Genomic DNA, 23,139 nt, shown 5'->3' with positions numbered 1-23,139 from the left:
GGCTCGGCGTCGGATGGTCGCCCGGTGGCAACTCACCGACCACCAGGCCCTGTTCCGCGATGCGCCCGATCAGCTCGGCGTGCCCGCGGGGGTAGGCCCGGTCCACCCCGCAGGCCAGCACGGCCACGGTGGCCCCGCCCGCTCCGAGCGCTCCGCGGTGCGCGGCACCGTCCACGCCGTACGCCCCGCCCGAGACCACCACCCAGCCGCGCTCCGCCAAGCCCGCGCCGAGCTCGGCGGCCATATGCGCGCCGTACTGCGTGCAGGCCCGGGCTCCGACGACGGCCACCGACCGCACCGCCCATATCCGCAGGGAAGGCTTCCCTCGCACCCAGAGCCCGATCGGCCGCGCATCCCCCAGGTCGTCCAGCGGCAGCGGCCACTCCGCGTCCCCCGGGCACACGAACCGCGCCCCGACGTCCCGCGCCGCTGCCAGGTCCTCCTGCGGCCGGGCCCTGGCGGCCCGCGCCCGCAGCCCCTCCCACCGGCGCGCGGTCACGCCCGAGAACCGCTTCGCCCCTCCGCCGAGCCGGCGCAGCACCTCGACGGCCCCGGCCTCGCGGAGCCACCGGCCGCCGACCTCGTCCCCAGGTTCGAGCACGCGGGTGAGGGCCACCCGCGCCAGGCGGTCCTCGGCGGTCGGGGGGCCCACGCTCACCTCGGTGCCCCGATCGGCTCGATCGCCGTCGGCACGCCGCGCGAGATGCCCGTGCGCAGTTGCAGCGCCAGGGCGACGTCCTGCGCGGAGGGCCGGTCGTGCCCCGCCAGGTCGGCGACGGTCCACGCCACCCGCAGGACGCGGTCGAGGCCGCGGGCGGTCAAAAAGCCGCGCTCCAGGTCCAGCTCGGCCGCGTCCAGTGCGCCGGGGGCGGCGGGCCACCGGGTGCGCAGCGCATGGCCGGGCACCTCGCTGTTGGTACGCCAGCCGGTGCCGGACAGCCTGGCCGCCGCTCTCTCCCGAGCGGTACGGACGCGGTCGGCGACGGTGCGGGTGGACTCTCCGGGCGTGCCGTACCCGGCCAGTTCGGACCGGGTGACGGCCTCCACCTCGACTTTGAGGTCGACGCGGTCGAGCAGCGGCCCCGAAAGGCGCGCCTGATAGCGGCGGATGACGGACGAGGGGCATTCGCAGCCGTCGCCCAGCAGCGTGTGCCGCCCGCAGGGACAGGGGTTGGCCGCCAGCACCATCAGGAACTTCGCCGGCAGCCGCACCACCCCGGCGCTGCGCGCGATCACCACATGGCCCGATTCGAGGGGCTGGCGCAGGGAGTCCAGCGCCCGGCTGCTGAACTCCGGCGCCTCGTCCAAAAAGAGCACCCCGCGGTGAGCCAACGAGACCGCTCCCGGCCGCGCCAGCCCCTGGCCACCGCCCACGAGCGACTGCATCGTCGCGGAGTGGTGCGGCGCGCAGTACGGGGCGATGTCCACCAGTGGCTTGCCCGGAGGGAGCATGCCCGCCACCGAGTGGACCGCCGTCACCTCCAGGGAGTCCTCGCGGGTCAGCCGGGGCAGGATCGCCGGCAGCCGCTCCGCGAGCATGGTCTTGCCCGCGCCCGGTGGCCCCTGGAGGAAGAGGTGGTGCGCCCCCGCGGCGGCCACCTCCACCGCGGTCCTCGCCGACGTCTGCCCGACGACGTCCGCCAGATCCAGCGTGTGGGCGTCGTCCAGCGCGCCGCCGACACCGAGGCCCGCGCCCACGCCTGCGCCCGGCACGCAGAGCCCGGCGAGCATCGGGTCGGGCCGTCCCGTCTCGTCCGGCTCCTCCAGCGGCACCGGCTCGTCAGTGAGCACCGCGATGAGCTGCCGCAGGCTTCGCACCCCGAGGACCGAGACGCCCGGCACCAGCGAGGCCTCCGCGGCCGTGCACTCCGGGACCACCACCTGTTCGTACCCCGCGTCGGCCGCCGCCAGGACCGCCGGCAGCACGCCCCGGACGGGTCGCACCCGTCCGTCGAGCCCCAGCTCACCGATCATCACGATGTCGGCCAGTACCCGTGGGTCGATCCGTTCGGCCGCCCCGAGGACGGCGCACGCGACCGCGAGGTCGAAGCCGCTGCCGCCCTTGGGGACCGACGCGGGGCTCAATCCCACCGTGAGCTTCTTCTGGGGCCACTCCGCGCCCGAGTTGACCACGGCGGCCCTGACCCGGTCCCGGCTCTCCGTCAGGCTTTTGTCCGGCAGCCCCACCAGCGTGAACGCCGCCACGCCGGGCTCCAGATCGGCCTGCACCTCGACGACGACGCCTTCGACGCCGACCAGCGCCACCGAACACGTACGCGCGAATCCCATCAGGCCACCCCCCGCGCGTGCTCGACCACGGGAGCTCCGCGCCGCGGCAGCAGAACGCCGATCAGGTCGATGCGGACGCCTCCGGGCGGTGGGCCGCCGCACTCCTCGATCCAGCGCTCCGCCAGGCGCCGCAGCCGCTCCGCCTTGGTCCGGCCCACGGACGCCATCGGATGTTCGAAAAGCGCCGAACCGACCAGGCCCGGCGCCCTGCGGGTCTTCACCTCGCAGACGACGAGGGCCTCGCCGTCCATGGCCACGATGTCGATCTCACCGGCCCTGCCCGCGCGCCAATTGCGCGCCAGGACCGTCATCCCCGCCTCGACCAGCCGCCGTGCGGCCAGGTCCTCGCCGTACTTGCCGAGTGCTCCCCGTGCGTTCATGTCGGCACCTCCGGCACCCACACTCACGGGTTCACCCGCACCTATTGGATCTTGGTGCACTACTCGCCGGTTGTGGATAACTCCGCCACCCCGACGGGTGAAACTCAGCCGCCCGGCAGCTCCAAGTCGCTCTTGTTCAGCTCTTCGATGTTCACGTCCTTGAACGTGAGGACGCGCACCTGCTTCACGAACCGAGCCGGCCGGTACATGTCCCACACCCAGGCGTCCGCCATCGACACCTCGAAGAACACCTCGCCCTGGACCGAGTGCACCTGCATCTCGTAGTCATTGGTGAGGTAGAAACGCCGCTCGGTCTCGATCACGTATTTGAACAGACCGACGACATCGCGGTACTCCCGGTAGAGCTTCAGCTCCATCTCGGTCTCGTACTTCTCGAGGTCCTCGGCGCTCATGGCATGTTCCCCTTCAGCCGTGCGTCCCCCTATTGTGCGTCAGCCCCGCGAACCCCTACACGATTTCCGTGTCGAGGATCTCGGGCCGGTCCGGGGGCCCCTCGTCGAGCAGTCTGCGAAACAGCTCGGCGAGTCTGGTCGGGTACACCGTCTCATGAGCCTCGGTCAGTTCCCGGCACGTCCACCAACGTGCTCCGGCCACACTGCGGCGTTCCAGCTCCGTCAGGCCCTCGGCCGCGGTCGCCGTCTGCGTCGTACGCGCCAGGTAGTACCACTCGTCCTGGTCCCAGCGGCGCCCGGCGAAGGGGAAGGAGCAGACGCGCCGCCACAGCACCGGGCCGAGCTCGACCTCCCTGATGCCGGTCTCCTCGCGCAGCTCGCGCAGGGCGGCCTGCTCCCGCGTCTCGTCGCCCTCCAGGCCGCCGCCCGGCGTGAACCACCAGTCGTCCCCAGGGTCACCCGGCTCATGGCCGTGCAGCAGCAGGATGCGCTCGGCCGGGTCCAGCAGCACCACACGCGCGACCTTGCGCAGCGGCCGCCCCGTCGCTGACGACTCTGCCGGGGCCGTCTCCTCCATCGGCGCCGACTCGGCCCGCGCGGGCTCCTCAGCCGACACCGACGGCCTCCCCCGCACGACCGCGCCCCCGCCTGCGGCCCAAACGCTTGGCCACCGGGCCGTACGCGGCGCCGCCGAGGACGAGCACCATGCCCGCCACGACCGCGCTCACCACCAGGCGCAGCGGCCCGGGCTCGGAGAGACCGCCCGGCATGTCCGCGAAGCCCGCAGGCCGCTCCAGCATGCCGAATTTGCCCATCGGCCACGCCACCGCGTCGACCCGCGCCCGCACGGCGTCGCGCGGGACCGTGCCCCCGTCCGCGTCGCCCAGGTGCGTACTGGAGTCCAGGGAGCCGCCGCGCTCGTCGCCGAGCAGGAACAGGCGGCCCTTGGGGACGGTCGTGGCGGGGATGCCGGTGACCGCGGCGTCCTTGCCCTCGGGCAGATACGGTTCTGCGACGGCCTTGCCGTTGACGGTCAGCTTTCCGTCCTGGCAGCAGGCGACCTTGTCACCGCCCACGCCGACCACGCGCTTGACCATCGGCAGGTCGCCCCACGTCGACTGCTCGAAGACGACGACATCACCGCGGCGCACCGCATCGCCCCCGATCCGCTGCGCGAGCACCCGGTCGCCCGCGTCGATCGTCGGCGTCATCGACCCCGTGGGCACGGTGTACGGCTGGTACAGGACCGCGCCCCACACGAATCCGCCGAGGAAGAGCACACAGCCGAGGGCCACGGCGATACCCGACAGCACGCTGCCGAGCCGGCCCTGGCCCTCGTCCGTACGACGTGTCCTGCTCATCCCGGTGCTCCCCCGTCTCGGAGACGACCCCGCCGCCCGTGCGTACGGACGGCGGAAGATCGGCGATCTGGGACGGCACCCTACCCGGCGGTACTGCCGCCAGAAACCCTCGCGGAACGGTCGCCGGAAACCCTCGCGTTCCGTGCGGCGGCGACCGTCAGCCGCCGCCTGCGCCACAGCACGAGCGGAGCCGCGCCCGCGAGGCCGAGGACGCCGGGGGCAGCGCTCGACAGGGCGTTGATGCCCGGCTGGTCGAAGGTGTCCGGCTTGGGCAGCGTCGACCAGCGGGTGGGCGGCCAGGCGACCACGATGGCGCGGCCCACGACGTTGTCCACGGGGACGGCGCCGCCGCCGGGCTGGTTCTGGTGGTAGCGGGAGTCCAGCGAGTTCTGCCGGTGGTCGCCCATGACCCAGATCTTGCCCTTGGGCACGGTGACCTTGAACTGGCCGCCCTGGTCGTCGACCGTGCAGGGGGTGTTCCCGGCGAAGACGTACGGCTCGTTCAACGCCCTGCCGTTGACCTTCACCGGGCCGGTCCCCTTGCACTCCACGGTGTCGCCGCCGACGGCGATGACGCGCTTGATCAGGTCCTTCTCGTCGGCGGACGGCATCAGGCCGATCCAGCCGAGGACCCTCTGGACCGCGTTCGGGTCGGGTGTGGGCTCGCCGTCCAGCCAGTGGCCCGGGTCCTTGAAGACGACGACCTCGCCGCGCTCGGGCTCGGAGCCGAACCACGGCGTCAGCTTGTCGACGAGGACGCGGTCGCCCTGCTGGAGGGTGTTCTGCATCGAATCCGACGGAATCGAGAACGCCTGCACCAGGAAGGACTTGATCACCAGCGCCAGGACCAGCGCGATACCGATGAGAAGCGGCAGTTCCTTCCAGAAGGACCGTTGCTTCTTCGGCGGCTTGGCGTCCTGGCCGCTCCGCGCCTCGTCGCCGTCCGCGGCGTCACTCCCGGGGTTCGTACCGCCCGCGGCGGCCTCGACGCCCGGCTCGTCGGATGGTCCCGGCCGCTCCTCGGGCCCCTCGTGTCCGGATCGTGCGCCGACCGCCAAATCCCCCACATCCACTCCTCAGTCCGTGCCGCCGCCTGCCCCAGATGCGATGCAGGCCCACCACTCCCATAACGAGCGGGAGTTCCGCAGGGGTCGGGAGTCGGATCAATCCATATCGATCGCCATGTGCCACCCTATGCGACACGCCTGTGGCGGTGTCCGATCCCGCACGCGCGTCGGGTACGGACGCATATGTCGCGGGTTCCTCCAGTTTGCGCCAGTGGCCGAAGGGCCAGGCGATGACGAGGGCCCGCCCGACGACCTCGTCCTCGGAGATGGTCCCGGCGAACTTCTCCGAGCGGTGGAAGCGGGAGTCGGCCGAGTCGCTGCGGTGGTCGCCCATCATGAAGAGGCGCCCCTCGGGGACCTTCACCTCGAACTCGAAGGCCGAGGGCTTGTCGCCGGGATGGATGTAGGGCTCGTCGAGCGGTACGCCGTTGACGGTGACCTTGTCGTTCTTGTCGCAGCACTTCACGGTGTCGCCGCCGACGCCGACGACACGCTTGATCAGGTCCCGCTCGCTGTCGGAGGGCAGCAGACCGATCTGGGTCAGCCCCTCCTTGACCTGCTTGACGACCACCGGGTCGTCCTTCTTCTTGCCCTGTTCCTCTTCGAGCCAGTTGCCCGGGTCCTTGAAGACGACGACGTCACCGCGCTCCGGCTTCGACCCGAACCAGGGGGTGAGCTTGTCGACCAGGACCCGGTCGCCGATCCGGATCGTCTGTTCCATGGAGCCCGTGGGGATCACGAAGGCCTGTACGAGGAAGGTCTTCAGTACGAGGGCGATCAGCAGGGCCACACCGATGAGGAGGGGTATCTCCTTGATCGCCGAGCGTCGCCTGCGCCGCTTGACCTTCTTGGCGAGCTTGCGCCGATCGGCCCGGCCCGGACGGGCCGGACCGCTGGTCGGCCGGGAGCCCGTGGGCAGCTGGGGCTCGGCCCCCTGGTCCGCTGCGCGTGTCCGCCCGCGGTTACCCATGCGCGCCGCCCGGCGCCGGCACGCGCGCGTAGCTGTCGGGGCGCTCCAGGGAGGTCCAGTGACCGACCGGCCAGGCGATCCAGTCGGCCCGGCCGATGACCTCGTCCACGGGGATCATGCCGCCGCCGGGCTCCCCCAGGTGATCGCGGGAGTCCCGTGAGTCGCTGCGGTGGTCGCCGAGCAGGAACAGGCTGCCTTCGGGGACGACGACATCGAAGGGCACCTGTGAGGGGCTGTCCCCCGGAAACAGGTACGGCTCGTCGACAGGCTCGCCGTTCACCTTGATCCTCCCCCGCTCGCAGCAGACCACCCGGTCTCCCCCGTGCCCACGACCCGCTTGATGTAGTCGGCATCTCCGAAGTAACCGCTGCCGTCAAAGACGACCGCGTCACCCCGCTGCGGCTCGGAACCGAAACGGTACGCCAACTTGTTGACGAGTACCCGGTCCCCGACCCGGAACGCGGGCTCCATGGAGCCGCTCGGGATCTGGAAGGGCTGCACCACGAAGGTGCCGACGAGGAGCAGTGCCGCCGCGCACAGCAGGAACGTCAGCGTGAACCCGCCGCCCGGCAGCCGGGAGACGAACGACATGAAAACGGAGCGCGACCGCTCCTCCGGCTCCTCGGCTGCTTCGGCGACGTGCGGGACGTCTCCGGAACCGGAGGGTGGGGAGGAGCGGTCGCGCTCCGTGTGCTGTGCTTCGGTGTCCATCGGGGCCAGATGCTATCCGGCCCCGCCGCGGACCCGCGCGGGAGCATCAGCGCTCGCGCTTCTCCTTGATCTTCGCGGCCTTGCCGCGCAGCTCACGGAGGTAGTACAGCTTCGCGCGACGGACGTCACCGCGGGTGACGAGCTCGATCTTCTCGACGATCGGGGTGTGCACCGGGAAGGTGCGCTCGACGCCGACGGAGAAGGAGACCTTGCGGACCGTGAAGGTCTCGCGCACGCCGGCACCCTGGCGGCGGATGACTACGCCCTTGAACTGCTGCACACGGGAGCGGTTGCCCTCGATGACGCGGACGTGGACGTTGACGGTGTCACCCGGGCGGAACGCCGGGATGTCGTCGCGCAGCGACGCGTTGTCGAGGGAGTCGAGCAGGTTGGCCATGATCGTCTGCTTTCTTCACTGATGCCACAGGTCATCAGCGGTACGTGGTGATGAGGATTCGGTAGCTGATCGCGTCGGACGGGCGTCTGGACCATCCCGTGGATGCGGGGAACAAGCTTTGGTCGATCCCCCTGTGGCAGGGGCGCACGCTGGACGTACAGCGGCCGCCTATTCTTCCACGGCCTCGGGGTCTCGCCCAAATCGGCCGTCCGGTCCCGGCCGCCACCCCAGGATCGAGAGCATTTCGCGGTCCTTCTTGTCGAAGGCCCTGGGGTCGCAGCGCTCGATGAGGTCGGGCCTGTTGCGGGTGGTGCGGCGCAGCGCCTCGTCCCGCCGCCAGCGGGCGATCTTGCCGTGGTGGCCGCTGAGCAGGACGTCCGGGATGCCGTGGCCACGCCACTGGGGAGGCTTGGTGTAGACGGGGCCTTCGAGGAGGTTGGCCATGGCGCCCGGCGCGAAGGAGTCGTCCTGGTGGGACGCGGCGTTGCCGAGGACGCCGGGCAGCAGCCGGGCCACCGCCTCGGTGATGACGAGGACGGCCGCTTCCCCGCCCGCGAGGACGTAGTCGCCGATGGACACCTCGTAGACCGGCACGCGGGTGGCGTACTCATCCGTGACACGGCGGTCGATGCCCTCGTAGCGCGCGGGCGTGAAGACCAGCCAGGGGCGCTCGGAGAGCTCGACGGCGAGTTCCTGGGTGAAGGGGCGGCCGCTGGGCGTGGGGACGACCAGAGCGGGTCCGTGGGCCCCGGACTCGTATCCCTCGGCGAGTACGTCGTCGAGGGCCGCGCCCCAGGGCTCGGTCTTCATGACCATGCCGGGGCCGCCGCCGTAGGGGGTGTCGTCGACCGTGTTGTGGCGGTCGTACGTCCACTCCCTGAGGTCGTGGACGTTCACGTCGAGCTGCCCACGCGCGCGTGCCTTGCCGACGAGGGAGACGTTCAGGGGCTCCAGGTACTCGGGGAAGATCGTGACGACGTCGAGCCGCATTAGGCCTTGCCCTCCGACGCCGACTCGCCCTCCGGCCCCGACCCGTCCTCCGGCGCTGCCCCGTCCCGCTCGGCCGCCTCGGCGTCACGGGCGGAAGCGATCTCCGCGCGGTCGTCGATGAGGCCCGGCGGCGGGTCGATGACGGCGCGCTGCTCCTCCAGGTCGATCTCGGAGACGATGTCCTCGACGAAGGGGATCATGACCTCGCTGCCGTCGGGCCGCTCCACGATGAACAGGTCCTGCGAGGGCAGGTGGGAGATCTCCGTGATGCGGCCGACCTCGACGCCGTCCTTGGTGACCACGTCGAGATCCATCAGCTGGTGGTCGTAGTACTCCTCCGGGTCCTCCGGGAGCTCCTCGGGGTCGACTTCCGCGATCAACAGGGTGTTGCGCAGCGCCTCGGCGCCGGTGCGGTCGCGTACGCCTTCGAAGCGCAGCAGGAGGCGGCCGCTGTGCACGCGGCCGGTCTCGATGGTCAGCGGTCCCACCGAGGCGGGGTCGGTGGCGAGCACGGCGCCGGGTCCGAGCCGCAGCTCCGGCTCGTCGGTCCGTACCTCCACGGTGACCTCGCCCTTGACGCCGTGGGCGCGGCCGATCCGAGCGACTACCAACTGCACTGCGTTCTCTCCTGTCGTGTGCCTACGGCTCTGCGCGCCCGCGGAGGCGCTCCGCAGACGACTACGGGCCGGGGAGGGCCCTGAAGCCCTCCCCGGCCCGAGCCGGTGCTGCTGTGGTTCTGTGAACCCGGTTCAGCGAACCTGGTCCACGTCGACGAGGTCGACGCGGACACCGCGGCCGCCGATGGCGCCCACGACGGTGCGCAGAGCGCGCGCGGTGCGGCCGTTGCGACCGATCACCTTGCCGAGGTCCTCGGGGTGAACCCGGACCTCGAGGACGCGCCCGCGGCGCAGGTTGCGCGAGGCGACCTGCACGTCGTCGGGGTTGTCGACGATGCCCTTCACGAGGTGCTCGAGAGCCTCCTCGAGCATGCTCAGGCCTCGGTGGACTCGGTGGACGCGGCCGCGTCAGCAGCCTCGTCCGCCTTCTTGTCAGCCTTCTTGGCCTTCTGAGTGATGGCCTCGCCCTTGGCGTCGTCGCCCTCAAGACCCTTGGTGAAGGCCTCGAACGCGGCGCGCTTGTCCTTGGGCTCAGCGACCTTCAGCGGCGCCGGGGCCGGCAGGCCCTTGTGCTTCTGCCAGTCGCCGGTGAGCTTGAGGATCGCCATGACCGGCTCGGTCGGCTGGGCGCCGACGGACAGCCAGTACTGGGCACGCTCCGAGTTGACCTCGATGCGCGAGGGGTTCTGCACCGGGTGGTACAGGCCGATCTCCTCGATGGCCCGGCCGTCACGGCGGGTACGGGAGTCGGCGACGACGATGCGGTAGTGAGGCGAACGGATCTTGCCCAGACGCTTCAGCTTGATCTTGACTGCCACGGAAGTGGTGTCTCCTGGTCTTGACGTGGGTGGGCACAAGAAGATGCCGCGTGGGGTTGCGGTACTCGAGTGCCCGATGGACGCGTCAGCCGGAGGAGAGAGGGGTCCTGTGCGGCTGTCGAGTACAGCTAGCCATTGTGCCATACGCCGCCGGGGCACCCGCACCCCGGACCGGGCGCCCCGGCGCTGCTCAGCCCACGCCCGCGCCGATCGCCTCCGGGATACGGAAGGGCTTGCCGCAGCCGCCGCACATGATGGGCGCCTGGGCGAGCACGGACGGGACGACGCGGACGTTGCGCCCGCAGTCGCAGACGGCCTTCACGCGCACGCCGCCTCCGGAGGAGCCGTGCCGGGCCGCCGGGCCCCGGAAGCTGCGGGCGGTGTCCGCCGTGGTCGCCGCGGTGTGCGCCTTGAGGGCACGCTGTAGCCGTTCGATCGTCGGGCGGTACCGCCTCTTGGCCTCGGGGTTGAGCGTGACCAGGGAGAAGCCGCTGCTCGGGTGCGGCTCCTCGGGGTGGTCGAGGCCCAGCTCCTCGGCGATCGCGAGGAATCTGCGGTTGTGGTACCGGCCTGCGCGTGAGGTGTCGCGTACGCCGCGAGAGGCGGCGATGCCATGGACTGCCTCGTGAAGCAGTCGCTCGAAGGAGAGCTCGGCGCCACACGCGGACGACGACTCTCCGATCAGGGATTCGGGCGCGGCAAGGTCGGGCAGCTCGGGGTGGTGCCGCTGAATGTCGGCCCACGCCTGTGCCAGCTCTGCGGCGAGAACAGGTGGTGTCGTGCTCACGTCGTGACAACGAGCCGGATGCCCCGGGGGTTCCATTCCGGGGCATCTCAAATAATTTGCACGTACCCGTCAGTTGCCGTTGATGCGTCCGGACGAGGGCGGGTGCGCTGATCTGCGGAGAAGCCTCGCAGCTCGCATCAAGCCGGTACGTAGCGGCGCGTACGCCCCGGCGCGTAGGGAAAGCCCTCACGCCGGGGCTTGTGTTGCCTCTAGCCGCGTACGAGACGAAAACGGGCACCCGCCGCCGGAATGGCGCTCCTCAGTAGGAGCGGGCCACGACAGCGACGTTACCCGGGGTCTCATCCGCGCCCGGCACCGCCCCGCCCTCGGCGACCAGACACCGTACGGTCACGGCCTGCTCGGCCGGGCTGGCCTCGCCGTCTTCACCGAGCGAGCGAGGTCCACAGGACCCGCACCGGTCGGCTGTGGGGGGCGTGCATCCGTTTCGCCCGGGGGGCGCACGGCGGTGGCACGCAAGCATTGGGCCACAACCTCTGGACGCCACGACGGATGCGGAGTTCTCTGGCATACGGGGGGAGTGCGAGCGCACTACACGGGGGCGAACGAACCGTTGAATTACGGCACGGCATTTACTCTCGGCGGATTGGGGCGCTTTCGATGACACCAACACTCGTGCAGTCGCACCTCCCTCACGCGGGCACCGCGCTCCGTGTGGACCTCGGTGCACGCGCGCGTGACTGGGCGGAGATCCAGGAACGGATGCTGGTCCCGCTCTATGAAGCGGTGTACGAACGGCTCGACGTGGGCGACGGCACCAGGCTGCTCGGTCTGGGCTGCGGATCCGGGCTGGCCCTGCTGATGGCGGCCTCCCGGGGCGCGACGGTGACCGGTGTCGATCCGTCGGCGCCCGAGCGGCTGGCGCTGGCACGGAAGCGGCTGCTGCCGGACGGCGCGCCGCAGGCGGAGGCCGGTGGGGCCAGGCTTGTGGCAGGCGGCCCCGGGGACGCGGCGGGCCCGGGCGTGCCCGCGTACAACCTCGTCACCGCGTTCCAGCCGATCGGCTGCATGGCGGGCGACTCCGAAGGGCTCTCCGGCCTCCTGGAGGCGGCGGCTCCGCTCACCGACCGGGGCACTCCGGTGGTGCTCGCCGGATGGGGCCCTCCGGAGCGCTGCGCCACGTCCTCAGTCATGAGGGTGGCGACCAAGCTCGCCGATCCGTTGCGCAGTGCGGGCAGTTGGCGTCCCGCCCTGCGGGACGACCTGGAGGAGGTCGCCCAGCGGGCGGGCCTCAAGCCGGACGGCTCCGGCCGCGTCGCATGCCCGTTCGGGTACGCGGATGTGGAGAGCGCGGTCCGGGGGCTGCTCTCGACGGGCCTGTTCGACGCGGCGGTAGGCGCGACGGACAAGGCGCAGGTCGACAAGGAGCTGACGGAGGCGCTGCATCCGCACCGGCGGCACGACGGGACGGTGTGGATGCCGAACGTCTTCCGGTATCTGATCGCGCGTACGCCGTAGCGCGGGGTGGTGCTCGGCGCGTTCGGTGGTTCAAGGTGGCCCGGGGTCCGCGGTCGTTCAGCCGACGGTCATCCGGCCGCGGCCCTTGACGTGATCGAGGCCGCCGGCGAAGCACTTCCGCACGTCGTTGGTCGGGACTGCCGAGCCGGTGACGGAGCGGCCGGCCATGCGGCCGGAGACGATCTTTCCGGAGAGGAAGGAGTCGACCGGCGTGTAGCCTCGGCGGCCGTTCGACACGGGGACGACCTTGGAGCGTCCGACGACCCGGCCGGTGCGGTGGGCTCCGGAGTACCACGTGAACGTACCGGTGCCCTTGACGTCGGTCACCTTCGAGCAGCTGGCCCGACCGCTGCCGCTCACCTCCAGGCGGCCCGACCGGATGCGGGGCTGACGGCCGTCGGGTGAGGTGCAGTTGTTCAGCTTGAGCGTGCCGCGGGCCGAGATCTGGCGCGGGGTGGTGGAGACGGCCCGGGAGAACTGGATCCGGCCGCGCGGTCCGGTGGTCAGGGCGCACTTGAGGGTGGCGCTCGGCCGCGCCGCCTCCACGACGGACGGCCGCAGCGGCGTGGAGGCGTGGCCGGCGGTGACACCTGTCGCCAGCAGCACGGCCACCGTGCCGACGGCGGCGAGCGCGCGGGTGCCCCGCCGCGACCAGGCGGTGCGAGCACCACGGATGGCATCGGCCTTTGCAGCCATGAGGACTCTCCCTTACGACGGCGAGACGGTCACCCGTCACGCGTTTCCGATCATTTGCCGCGCCGAACGTAGCTCACGTAGACCTTGTTTCATGACATAGCTACTGAAGGCGTGCTCCATACGGGTTGCTTTCTGTTTGCCGCGTTTGCTCTGTTTGCTCATCTTGGTGCCTCTTCAGAAGGATGTGCGGACCGATGAAAGGGCCCGCACATGCGAGGACACTTGCTCACGAACGCACCGGCCGTACGGCGTCCTTGGCCGGTGCTGTGGGCGGCGCTCGGCGTCGGCCTGGTACTGGCGCTCGCCGGGTTCGGCTCCCAGGGCCGGTTCTCCAACGGCGGCTACATCGCCGACGGCACCGAGGCGGTGCGTGCCGAGCGCATGCTCGCGCAACGCTTCGACGCCGGAATCCCCGACATCGTCCTGCGTGTCAGGGCCGAGCGCCCGGCCACCGATCCGCGGGTGGCCGCCGCGGGCACGCGGTTCGCCGAGCGAGCCGCCCGGCAGCCGGGCGTGCGCCGCGTGCTGTCGTACTGGACCGTCGGCGATCCGCGGCTGCTGAGCCGGGACGGACGAACGGCGCTCGTCACCCTCGATCTGCGCGGCGGCGAACACGAGGCCGCCCGGCGGGCGACGTCACTGGTGCCGCGGCTGACCGGGGCTCAGGGGCCGTTCCGGATCACGGCGACGGGCCGGCCTGGGTCATGGCCCAGGCCACCGAACTGAGCGAGCGGGAACTGCTGCGGGCCGAACTCATCGGCGTACCGCTGGCCGCGCTGCTCCTGCTGTTCTTCTTCGCCTCGCTGACGGCGGCGCTGCTGCCGGTGGTGGTCGGCGCCCTGGCCGTGGCCGGCACGTTCGCCGTCCTGCGCCTGCTGACGGCGGTCATGCCCGTCTCGACCTTCGCCTGCAACATCACCACCGCGCTCGGTTTCGGTCTGGCCGTCGACTACGGCCTCTTCGTCGTCACCCGCTACCGCGAGGAACTGGCCGCCCGCGGCGATCCCGCCGAAGCCATCGACCGCACCATGCGCACGGTCGGACGGACCGTGCTGTACTCCGCCGTCACGGTGATCGTCTGCCTCAGTACGCTGCTGCTCTTCCCGCTGGGTTTCCTGCGCTCGCTGGCCGTCGCCGGGATCAGCGTGGTGGCGCTGGCCGCGGCGGCGACCCTCCTTGTCCTGCCCTCACTGCTCGCCGTCGTCGGGACCCGCATCGACCGGGGCGATGTGTTCGCCCCGCTGCGGCGCAAAGGCCGGGGCGGCACCGTCGCGCCGTGGCGGCGCCTGGTTGTGATCGCCACGGCCCGCCCCGTGCTGGCCGGTGGCTGCGCCGCTCTCGTCCTTGCCGCGTTCGCCCTCCCCTTCGCCCATGTGCGGTTCGGCGTGGCCGACGAACGCGTTCTGCCCGCGCGGGCGGAGTCCCACGCCACGGCCGCCCGCATCGAGCGCGAGTTCGACCTGCCCTGGAACCGCGCCCTGGCGGTGCTGCTGCCCCGTGCCGACGTCGTCGACCGGCAGGAGGCGGTGGACGCCTACGCGCGACGGCTCTCCGCCCTGCCCGGCGTCGAGAAGGTGTCCGGTGGCCTCGGCGTCCACCGGGACGGCCGGCTCACGGCGGGGCCCGGCATGGAGTCACTGCTGCACGTCAGCAAGGGCGCGACCTGGTTGTCCGTCATCGGCAGCGGCCCGCCCGCCGACGACGAGCGTCTGGTGAGGGAGCTGCGGGCGCTGCCGTCCCCGGGACCGCACCTCGTCGCCGGCCGCCCCGCACGGGTGCTGGACACGAAGGACGCGGTGTTGCGCACCCTGCCCCTGGCGGCGGCCGTCGTGGTGGGCAGTGTCCTGGTGGTGCTGTTCCTCTTCACCGGCTCGGTCCTCATCCCGCTCAAGGCGGTGGCGATGGGTGCCCTCAGCCTCGGTGCCAGCTTCGGCGCCATGGTCCACGTCTTCCAGGACGGACATCTGCGGCGCCTGGTGGGCGACTTCACGGTCACCGGGGAGCTGGAGACGTCCATGCCGGTGCTCGTCTTCGGCGCCGCGTTCGCCCTGTCGGTCGATTACGAGTTGTTCCTCATCGCCCGCATCCAGGAGGAGTACCGGTCCACCGGTGACCACCGGGCCGCCGTGGTGGAGGGCATCGCCCGCTCCGGACGGGTGATCACAGCCGCCGCGGTGGTCTTCGCGGCCGCCCTGATCCCCCTGGTGTCGTCCGGCGTGAGCCTGCTCAAACTCTTCGGCTGCGGGCTGGCGCTGGCCGTCCTGATGGACGCCACCGTCGTACGAGGTGTCCTCGTGCCGGCGTTCATGACCCTGACCGGCGCCGCCAACTGGTGGGCGCCCAGGCCGCTGGCCGCCGCCCACCGGCGCTTCGCCCGTCGGCCCGAGGCCCGTCCCGCCGACCCCGCGTCACACTCCGGAGACGGCCTCCGCTCCGGCGCGCTCAGCGCTTCCGGCCGCCGCTGACGTGCCGCCCGTCAGGCCGAGGCGCAGCAGCACCAGGTGGGAGATGTCGGTGATGGTCCCGCCGCTGCGCAGCAACTCCAGCGGCGGGATCTCGATGTCGAAACGGGTGCGCAGGGACACCAGCATCTCGGCGAGCATGAGGGAGTCAAGGCCGTACTCGTCGAGCCGGCGGTCGGGGTCGAGGTCCTGCTCGTCCATGTGCAGCACCCCGGCCAGCAGGTGCGCGAGCGTCTCGGCGACGGCGCGCACCGCGTCCTGCGGCTCCATGGCGGCCAGCGCCGCCATGATCTCCTCGCGCGTGTGGCCGGCCTCGTCCATGCGCTCGGGCAGCAGCGTCGAGCAGCGGGGTGACGCGAGGGACGGCAGGAGATTGCGCAGCCGGGCCCAGTGGTAACGCCCGACTCCGGCCACCTCGGTGTCCTGCGCGGCCAGCAGCTCGGCGGCGGCGAACGCCTCGCGCGGCGAGACGGGTTCGATGCCCACCGAGGTGAGCGCCCCGGTCAGTCCGTTGCGGGCGACGTACCCGGTCTCCCCGATGGCCCCCCAGGCGATCGCCTGCCCCGCGGCGCCCGCTTGCCGGCGGCGACGCGCGAGCGCTTCCAGCCAGAGGTTGGCCCCCACGTAGTTGGCCTGGCGGATGTTGCCGATGAAGGTCGTGCCGGAGGAGTACAGGAGGAACAGGTCCAGCTCCCGGTCGCCCAGCAGCTGGTCCAGCACGGCCGCGCCGGCCGTCTTCGGGGACAGGGCGGCGGCGAAGCGTTCATCGGTGAGCTCGGTCAGCAGGTCGTCCTCCAGGCACATCGCGCAGTGGACGACTCCGCGAAGCGGGTGTGTGCCGGAGCCCCCGGAGTCGATCCTTGCGAGCACCTCTCGTACGGCGGACATGTCGGTGACGTCGGCCGCGTACGCGGTGGCCTGGACGCCGCGTTCGGCGAGCCGGGCCAGCACCGCCTCCGCCTCGGGTGACGTCGCGCCGCGTCGGCTCATCAGCGCCAGGTGCCGTGCGCCCCGGTCGGCGAGCCACGCGGCGGTCGCGGCACCGAAGCCGCTCAGGCCGCCCGTCACCAGGTAGGTGCCCCCAGGGTCCAGGGCGGGCGCCTGTGTCCGCCGCTCCACGGGCACCGGCTCGTCCAGCGGGTCCATCGCCACGACGACCTTGCCGACGTGGCGGGAGTGCTGCATGAGCTGGAACGCCTCGGCCACGCGGGCCGCGGGGTACACGCTGTGGGGCAGCGGGCGGTACGACCCGTCGCGTACGCGCTCGGTGACGTCCGCGAAGAGCTTGGCTCCACGGTCGGGGTCGAAGGCCAGCGTGGTCAGGTCGACTCCGAAGAAGCCGATGTTGTTGCGGAAGGGCCGCAGCAGCAGGGGCTTGTTCTCGTAGATGTCGCGCTTGCCCAGCTCGATGAACCGGCCGCCCGGGCACAGCAGCTCCAGACTGCGCGTGATCGCCTCCCCGGCCAGGGAGTTGACGACCACGTCGACCCCGCGCCCGTCGGTGATCTCCATGACACGGACGGCGAAGTCCAGGCTGCGGGAGTCCAGGACGTGTCCGGCCCCCAGGGTGCGCAGTAGTTCCCGCTTGGCGGGTGTGCCCGCGGTGGCGATCACCCGGGCGCCGCACCGGTGGGCGTACTGGAGGACGGCGAGGCCGATGCCGCCGGCGCCGCCGTGCACCAGGACCGTCTCCCCGGCGCCGAGCCGCGCCAGGTGATCGAGGCTGTAGTGGACGGTGGAGAAGACGACGGGCAGGGTCGCGGCCTCGGTGAAGCTCATCCCCTCGGGCATGTGTCCGAGTGCCTGGGCGGCGGTCAGGGTGTGGGAGGCCAGCGACGCGGGCGCCAGGCCGTACACCCGGTCGCCCGGCCGGAACTCGGTCACGTCGGGCCCGACGGCCGTCACCACCCCGGCGCACTCCAGGCCGAGGCCGACCTCCGTGGACGTCCCTTCGATCGCCTCGGCCGGCAGCAGACCGACCGCCTGCATCATGTCTCGGTAGTTCAGCGCCGCGGCCCGTACGGCCACGGCCACCTGGCCCGGCCCCGCGGGCAAGGGGGTGTTCTCGACCCAGGCCAGTCGGTAGGAGAGCCCGGGGGTGCGCACCTCAAGACCGAAGGGCGTCTCTCCCCCGGCGGTCGCCCGCGTACGACGGGCGGGCAGCTCCCGCTCCCGGGGCACGAACCGGCCGCCGCCCGCGGTGAGCACCACTTCCGTCTCGGCGTCGTCCGCCAGCAGTTCGCGGGCCACCCGGTGGGCGTCGATGGCGACCTCGCCGGAGCGGTCCAGTGAGACGGCACGGACGGGCAGGCGGGGCTCCTCGTTGGCGAGGGTGCGGGCGATGCCCCACACCGCCGCGTCGTGGGTCGCCTCGGCGCGCTCCGGATGCGGCAGGGCGCCGCTGGGCCGGGTCACCAGGGTCAGCGAGGCCCGCGCGGTGCCGTCGAGAGCCGCGCAGGCCCCGCTGAGCGACCGCAGGAGCGCCGCGCGCCGGGTGGTGAGCGCCACCGCCCCGGCCGGTTCGACGCCGGACGCGTCGCCGAGGAGTACGCACACGTCCGCGCCCTCGGCGCCAAGGGTGTGCGGCCAGTCGACCGTGTCGTCGCCGGTCACGTACACCGCGGGCCGGGCTCCGTCCCCGGAGGGCGGCAGGAGGTCGGCGACCGCGCGGGCAAGGGCGAGTTCACCGGCCGTCTCGGCGGCGATCACCCGACGGCGGCCGGCCGGGGCCGTCGGCAGCGCGGGCGGGGCGACGGCGCGGCGGGGAGTCGCGGCCAGGAGTACGGAGAAGTCGTCGCGGCACTCGGGGGTGTCGTCACCGGTGCGCACGGCGTCGACGAAGCCGCACCTGGTCAGCAGATCCGGCCAGCGGTCCCCGGGCAGCAGCGGTGCGGCGGGCCGCTCCTCGTGGTCGGTTCGGTCCCAGAAGGCGTCCACGGTGCCGAAGTAGGGCGCGAGGAGGAGCGTGTCATGGCTTTCGGCGGCTAGGAGCAGGCCGCCGGGGGTCAGGAGGGTGGCGACGCGGCGCACCGCGGCTGCGAGGTCCTTGGCGGTGTGCAGGGCGTTGGCGGCGATCACGATGTCGAAGCCCGCCTCGGGCAGCCCCTGCTCCGTCGGGTCGGCGTCGAGGTCGAAGGTGCGGTAGGTGACGAAGTCGTAGGCGGTGAAGCGGCTTTCGGCGCGGGCGAGGAACCCGGCCGAGACGTCGCTGTAGACGTACTGGGTGCGCTCGGCGGGCAGGAGGGGGAGCACAGCGGCCGCCATGCCGCCCGTGCCCGCGCCCACTTCCAGCACCCTCAGGGGCCGGTCCCGTGGCCACGCCCGTACCGTCTCCCGCAGGAGTGCCTGCGCGAGACGGTTGTGGAAGCGGCAGATGGCGGCGGTGTCGTAGAGCTGTTCGACGTCCGCCAGGCTTCCGTCGGACGCCACCAGGCCCGCTGGGTCGCCTTCGTCGGGGACCAAGAGGCAGCGCATGCGGCTGATGGCCAGTCGGCTCTCGGTGGAGTAGCGGGGGAAGTCCAGGGTCAGTCGGCGCAGGAGTTCCCTGTCCTCGAACCGCGACCGGGTCAGCCGCAGCCGCCCGCCCTCGGCTTCCTCGGCCAGGCCGTGGCGGATCATCTCGGGGCACATCGTCTCGGCGAACGGGACGCGCCGCGGATCCATCCCGGCGGCGACCAGGTCGTCGATGTCGAACGTGGCACCGGGGCCGGGCACCAGGGCGGCGACGGCGGCGGCGTACCGGTGGGCGGCGGCCTGCTTGAAGAGCGTGACGAAGCGGCCGTAGTCGGCGTCGTGCCAGGCCGCGCGGCAGGCGGCGATGCGGTCGGCGGCGGCCGAGGCGATCTGCCGGGGGGTGACCGGCGGGCCGTCACCGGGCCAGGGCTGCGGGCCGGACGCGGCACGCATCGTGGTGTGGTGGGTCGTCAGGGCGGTGCGGTGGGCGCCGGCCAGCTTGCGCAGGCGGCAGCGGAGCAGTTCGACGCAGACCCGTCCGTCCTCGTCGGTCACCACGATGTCCCAGCAGGTCTCGGTCGCCGAGAAGGATCGCCGGCGGACGTGGACGAAGCCTCGGGAGGCGGGCGCGCGCCACACGCGGGCGGACCCCACGGCGGCGGGCAGGTAGACCGTGCCGTCCGCCACGGCCGCGCCGATCAGCGGCGCGCCCGCCTGCAGGGCGCCGTCCAGCAGGGCGGGGTGCGCCTCGTACTCCTGGCTCGGGGCGTCGTGCAGGTACGACGCCAGCACTTCCCCTTCTCCGACGCGCAGTTCGCGCAGGACCTGGAAGGCGGGGCCGTACTGCAGACCGGCGCGGCCCACCGCCTCGTAGTGCTCCGCGCCGTCGACGGCACGGGGGCAGCGGGCCCGGACGGCGGCGAGGTCGACGTCCACGGGCGCCCGGCCGAGCAGTGCTCTCACCCTGGCGCGTACATGCGTGCGGGGCTGGGCGGTTCGGGCGTCGGTGCTGGTGATGCTCACCAGGCCGTCGTCCGGTGTGACGGCCAGTTGGACGCGTACGCTGCCGGCGTCCGCCCAGGCCACGACCAGCGGGCGGGTGATCTCCAGGCAGTCGACTTCCGCCGGGCCGTCGAGGATGAGACGCCCGGCGGCCATCGCCATCTCCACGTAGGCCGTCGCCGGTACCACCACCGAGCCCGCGAGGCGGTGGTCGGCGAGCCAGGGAGCAAGCGCCGGCTCGATGGCCCCCTGCCAGGTGGGGACGGGGGAGGGCAGCCGCTCGCCGAGCAGCGGGTGGTCCAGGTGCCCGGAGCCGCTGGTGCGCAGCCAGGTCTGCGGCGTCCCGTTCCAGTGGCGCTCGCGCTGCCACGGGTAGGCCGGAAGGTCGGCCACGCGGCCCTGGTGCGGGAAGTACGCGCCCCAGTCCAGCTCGGCGCCCTGAGCCATGAGCGTGGCCACGGCGTGGTCCAGGGCACCGGGTCCGGCGACGTCACGGCGCAGGGTCGGCGTCACCGCGACCGCGTCCCGTGTGCGGGAGCGGGCGACGCGGTGCAGGTAGGCGCGGAGGACCGGATGCGGGCCGATCTCCACGAAGACGTCGGCGCCGTCCTCCAGCGCCTTCTGCGCGGCCGCGGCGAAGAGGACGGGTTCGCGTACGTTGCGCCACCAGTAGGCCCCGTCCAGGCCGGGGCCCTCGACCCGGTCACCGGTCACGGAGGAGAACATCGGCAACCGGTCGGCGGCCGGACGCAGTGCGGACAGTCCCCGGCGCAACGGTCGCTCGATCGGGTCCATCGCCGCGCTGTGGAAGGCGTGGTCGAGGTCCAGCTCCTTGCAGGCGACTCCCTTGCGGGTCAGCTCGGCGAGGAACGCCCGCAGCACGTCGGTGGGGCCCGCCACGGTCACGTCCTGGCCGCTGTTCACCGCCGCCACTTCGACCCCGGGGAACACGGCCGCTTCCTTGGCCACCTCGTCGGCGGGGAGCGTCACGGCCGCCATCCGGCCCGCCCCGGCGGTGGCGGCCTGGGTGCGGCTGCGTTCAACGATCACGTGGGCGGCCTGTTCCAGGGTCAGCGCGCCGGCGACATGGGCGGCGGCGACCTCTCCCACGCTGTGGCCGAGCACGCTGTGGGGCCTGATCCCCCGCGCCTGAAGCAACCGCACCAGGCCGACCTGGACGGCGAACAGCAGGGGTTGCGCCACCTCGGTCAGCGCCAGCCGCGACCGCTCGGCCGGCGCCGCCAGCTCCTCGGCCACCGACCAGCCAAGCCGGGGGGCGAGTGCCGCGTCCACGTCCGCGACGGCGTCACGGAAGACGGTGCTGTCGGCCAGCAGGTCGGCCGCCATGCCGGGCCATTGCGAGCCGTTGCCGGAGAAGACGAACGCGATACGCCCCCGGGACACCGCCTGGGAGGCGGTGGCGACCGCGCGGCACTCCTCGCCCGCCGCACGCGGCGGCGGGATGAACGGCGGCTGTTCCGCGCAGGCCGTCCCGTCGGCGGGCATGGGGCCGCCGAGTGCCCGGAGCCGCTGCGCGGCGGCTTGCGGCCCGGCCAGGACGACCGCGCGGTGCGGGTGGGCGCCGCGGCGCAGGCAGCTGGTGTAGGCGATGTCGTAGAACTCCCGCTCGTCGCAGAACTCCCGCTCGGTGGCCGCGTCGAGCCGGTCCGCCATCCGCGCGGCGGCCTCGACCAGCGCCTTGGGGGTACGGGCCGTGACCACGACCGGCAGCGCCCGCACGTCCTGCGCGGTGCGGCGCGGGCCGGGCTCCTCGCGCCGGGGAGGCGGCACGGTCGGGGCGGCGGTGAGCACGACGTGGGCGTTGGAGCCGCCGAAGCCGAAGGAGTTGACCCCCACGACAGGACGCTCGACAGGCCCCAGCGGCATCGCGCGGTCGGCGGTCACCAGGTTCAGCGCCACGAAGTCGATGTCGGGGTTGGGCGGGGAGGCGTGCAGTGACGGCGGGATCGTCCGGTGCCGCAGGACGAGCAGGGCCTTCAGCAGGCCGGCGATACCCGAAGCCGGCTCCAGGTGCCCGATGTTGGTCTTCACGGAACCGATCGGCAGCACCCCGGTGGTGCGGCGGCGCCCCAGGGCGCCCCCGATGGCCCGGCACTCCAGAGGGTCGCCGACCAGGGTTCCCGTGCCGTGCGCCTCCAGGTAGACGAGTTCGTCGGGGGAGACACCCGCCTGGTCGTACACCGAGCGCAGCAGGTCCTCCTGCGCGTCCGGGTTGGGCAGTGCGAGTCCCCTCGTCCTGCCGTCGCTGTTGGAGGCGCTCGCGAGGATCACTCCGTGGATCCGGTCGCCGTCCGCCAGGGCGTGCGCCAGCTTCTTCAGGACGACCAGGCCGCCGCCTTCCGCCCGCACGAACCCGTCGGCCGCCGCCGAGAAGGAGGCGCATCGGCCGCTCGGCGACAACATGGCCGCCTGGGAGAACCCCACGTAGTGGTACGGACTGAGCAGCACGTTCACGCCGGCGGAGAGCACCACGCGGCTGCTGCCGTCGAGCAGGGTGCGACAGGCCCGGTCCAGTGCCACCAGGGACGAGGAGCAGGCGGTGTCCACGGCCATGCTCGGCCCGCGCAGGTCGAAGTAGTGGGAAAGCCGGTTGGCGGCGATCGAGGAAGCGGCGCCCGACATGGTGTAGGCGTTGACCGTCTCCGGCGCCATCATCTGCAGGCCGCCGTACGAGGTGTCCGACACCCCTACGTAGACGGCCGCGTCGGTGCCCGCCAGGCGCTCGGGGGCGATTCCCGCGTCGTCCAGTGCCTCGACCGCCAGCTCCATGAGCAGGCGGTGCTGGGGGTCCATGCGGGAGGCCTCCTTCGGCGCGATGCCGAAGTAGGCGGCGTCGAAGCCGGCGACGTCATCGAGGAAGGCGCCCGCGGCGGTGTAGCTCTTGCCGGTGCGCGGCATGGCGGTGTCGACGAACCGGGACGACTCGAACCGGTCGCCGGGGATCTCGCCGACCACGTCGCGCCCCTGCCGCAGCGCGTCCCACAGCCGGCCCAGGTCACTGATGCCGCCCGGCAGGCGACACGCCGCTCCGACCACCGCGATGGCCCGCTCCGTCGGTGCCGCCTCGTCGTCGTACATGCACAACCTCCCGGGAGGTGGAACGCCCGCGTATCAACACGATCCACACGATCCACACGTCAGCGCGCTATTTAACGCATTGGGACCGTTCCACCACAAACAGTCACTGAGCCGTGCGGGTTGCCCGCATGCTCGTCTACTCGTCTGCTGG

Annotated in this window: 19 protein-coding genes and 1 pseudogene; 3 read left to right on the top strand and 17 right to left on the bottom strand. The window is 72.3% G+C overall.

The window, feature by feature from the left end; translation table 11 throughout:
- From ACOBQB_RS37380 to ACOBQB_RS37310, 15 genes and pseudogenes are all read right to left on the bottom strand, one after another.
- The coding region (locus ACOBQB_RS37380; protein WP_423598408.1) for a DNA-processing protein DprA at positions 1-652 on the bottom strand (652 nt) is incomplete at its 3' end.
- 2 nt (positions 653-654) lie between these two features.
- Entirely contained in the window at positions 655-2,289 is a 1,635-nt protein-coding gene (locus ACOBQB_RS37375; RefSeq protein ID WP_423598406.1) for a YifB family Mg chelatase-like AAA ATPase, read from the bottom strand.
- Positions 2,289-2,669: a YraN family protein gene (locus ACOBQB_RS37370; RefSeq protein WP_423598404.1), complete on the bottom strand. Its 381-nt coding sequence runs from the start codon at positions 2,667-2,669 to the stop codon at positions 2,289-2,291. The genes ACOBQB_RS37375 and ACOBQB_RS37370 overlap by 1 nt, the downstream gene beginning before the upstream one ends.
- A gap of 104 nt (positions 2,670-2,773) precedes the next feature.
- On the bottom strand, positions 2,774-3,082 hold the full coding sequence (locus ACOBQB_RS37365; protein WP_003965949.1) for a DUF2469 domain-containing protein: 309 nt from the start codon (positions 3,080-3,082) through the stop codon (positions 2,774-2,776).
- A gap of 55 nt (positions 3,083-3,137) precedes the next feature.
- A complete protein-coding gene (locus ACOBQB_RS37360; protein WP_423599004.1) occupies positions 3,138-3,659 on the bottom strand; it encodes an NUDIX hydrolase in 522 nt (173 codons plus the stop codon).
- Between the two features lie 28 nt (positions 3,660-3,687).
- A complete protein-coding gene (gene lepB, locus ACOBQB_RS37355) occupies positions 3,688-4,443 on the bottom strand; it encodes a signal peptidase I (protein ID WP_423598401.1) in 756 nt (251 codons plus the stop codon).
- 80 nt (positions 4,444-4,523) lie between these two features.
- A complete protein-coding gene (gene lepB / locus ACOBQB_RS37350; protein WP_423598399.1) occupies positions 4,524-5,510 on the bottom strand; it encodes a signal peptidase I in 987 nt (328 codons plus the stop codon).
- Complete coding sequence (gene lepB / locus ACOBQB_RS37345) at positions 5,395-6,480, bottom strand: signal peptidase I (protein ID WP_423598397.1); 1,086 nt, start codon at positions 6,478-6,480, stop codon at positions 5,395-5,397. Before lepB (ACOBQB_RS37345) ends, lepB (ACOBQB_RS37350) begins: the two co-directional genes overlap by 116 nt.
- Positions 6,473-7,191 (bottom strand): annotated as a pseudogene (gene lepB / locus ACOBQB_RS37340) (signal peptidase I). Before lepB (ACOBQB_RS37340) ends, lepB (ACOBQB_RS37345) begins: the two are co-directional and overlap by 8 nt.
- Before the next feature lie 46 nt (positions 7,192-7,237).
- Positions 7,238-7,588: a 50S ribosomal protein L19 gene (rplS, locus tag ACOBQB_RS37335; RefSeq protein ID WP_423598395.1), complete on the bottom strand. Its 351-nt coding sequence runs from the start codon at positions 7,586-7,588 to the stop codon at positions 7,238-7,240.
- A gap of 168 nt (positions 7,589-7,756) precedes the next feature.
- A complete protein-coding gene (gene trmD, locus ACOBQB_RS37330; protein ID WP_423598393.1) occupies positions 7,757-8,578 on the bottom strand; it encodes a tRNA (guanosine(37)-N1)-methyltransferase TrmD in 822 nt (273 codons plus the stop codon).
- Positions 8,578-9,195: a ribosome maturation factor RimM gene (gene rimM / locus ACOBQB_RS37325; protein WP_423598391.1), complete on the bottom strand. Its 618-nt coding sequence runs from the start codon at positions 9,193-9,195 to the stop codon at positions 8,578-8,580. The genes trmD and rimM overlap by 1 nt, the downstream gene beginning before the upstream one ends.
- 132 nt (positions 9,196-9,327) lie before the next feature.
- Positions 9,328-9,567, bottom strand: coding sequence for an RNA-binding protein (locus ACOBQB_RS37320; RefSeq protein WP_376259160.1), 240 nt, complete (start codon positions 9,565-9,567; stop codon positions 9,328-9,330).
- 2 nt (positions 9,568-9,569) lie between these two features.
- Positions 9,570-10,013 carry a 30S ribosomal protein S16 gene (rpsP, locus tag ACOBQB_RS37315; RefSeq protein WP_030787581.1) on the bottom strand — a complete coding sequence of 148 codons (444 nt, stop codon included), beginning with the start codon at positions 10,011-10,013 and terminating at the stop codon, positions 9,570-9,572.
- 190 nt (positions 10,014-10,203) lie between these two features.
- Complete coding sequence (locus ACOBQB_RS37310; RefSeq protein ID WP_223777029.1) at positions 10,204-10,836, bottom strand: hypothetical protein; 633 nt, start codon at positions 10,834-10,836, stop codon at positions 10,204-10,206.
- Between the two features lie 582 nt (positions 10,837-11,418).
- Here ACOBQB_RS37310 and ACOBQB_RS37305 point away from each other — a divergent pair.
- Positions 11,419-12,276, top strand: coding sequence for an SAM-dependent methyltransferase (locus ACOBQB_RS37305; RefSeq protein WP_423598388.1), 858 nt, complete (start codon positions 11,419-11,421; stop codon positions 12,274-12,276).
- Positions 12,277-12,333: 57 nt separating this feature from the next.
- Here ACOBQB_RS37305 and ACOBQB_RS37300 read toward each other — a convergent pair whose 3' ends face one another.
- Entirely contained in the window at positions 12,334-12,972 is a 639-nt protein-coding gene (locus ACOBQB_RS37300) for a hypothetical protein (RefSeq protein WP_423598386.1), read from the bottom strand.
- A gap of 210 nt (positions 12,973-13,182) precedes the next feature.
- Here ACOBQB_RS37300 and ACOBQB_RS37295 point away from each other — a divergent pair, with 210 nt between their 5' ends.
- On the top strand, positions 13,183-13,698 hold the full coding sequence (locus tag ACOBQB_RS37295; protein ID WP_423598384.1) for a hypothetical protein: 516 nt from the start codon (positions 13,183-13,185) through the stop codon (positions 13,696-13,698).
- Entirely contained in the window at positions 13,677-15,437 is a 1,761-nt protein-coding gene (locus ACOBQB_RS37290; RefSeq protein WP_423598382.1) for an MMPL family transporter, read from the top strand. Before ACOBQB_RS37295 ends, ACOBQB_RS37290 begins: the two co-directional genes overlap by 22 nt.
- On the opposite strand, the gene ACOBQB_RS37285 is transcribed toward ACOBQB_RS37290, so the two are convergent.
- A complete protein-coding gene (locus ACOBQB_RS37285) occupies positions 15,381-22,988 on the bottom strand; it encodes an SDR family NAD(P)-dependent oxidoreductase (RefSeq protein WP_423598380.1) in 7,608 nt (2,535 codons plus the stop codon). The genes ACOBQB_RS37290 and ACOBQB_RS37285 overlap by 57 nt on opposite strands.
- Positions 22,989-23,139: the final 151 nt, after the last annotated feature.

The organism is Streptomyces sp. G5(2025) (assembly GCF_049542075.1).
Lineage (GTDB): Bacteria > Actinomycetota > Actinomycetes > Streptomycetales > Streptomycetaceae > Streptomyces.
This window is presented reverse-complemented; position numbering and strand designations above follow the sequence as displayed.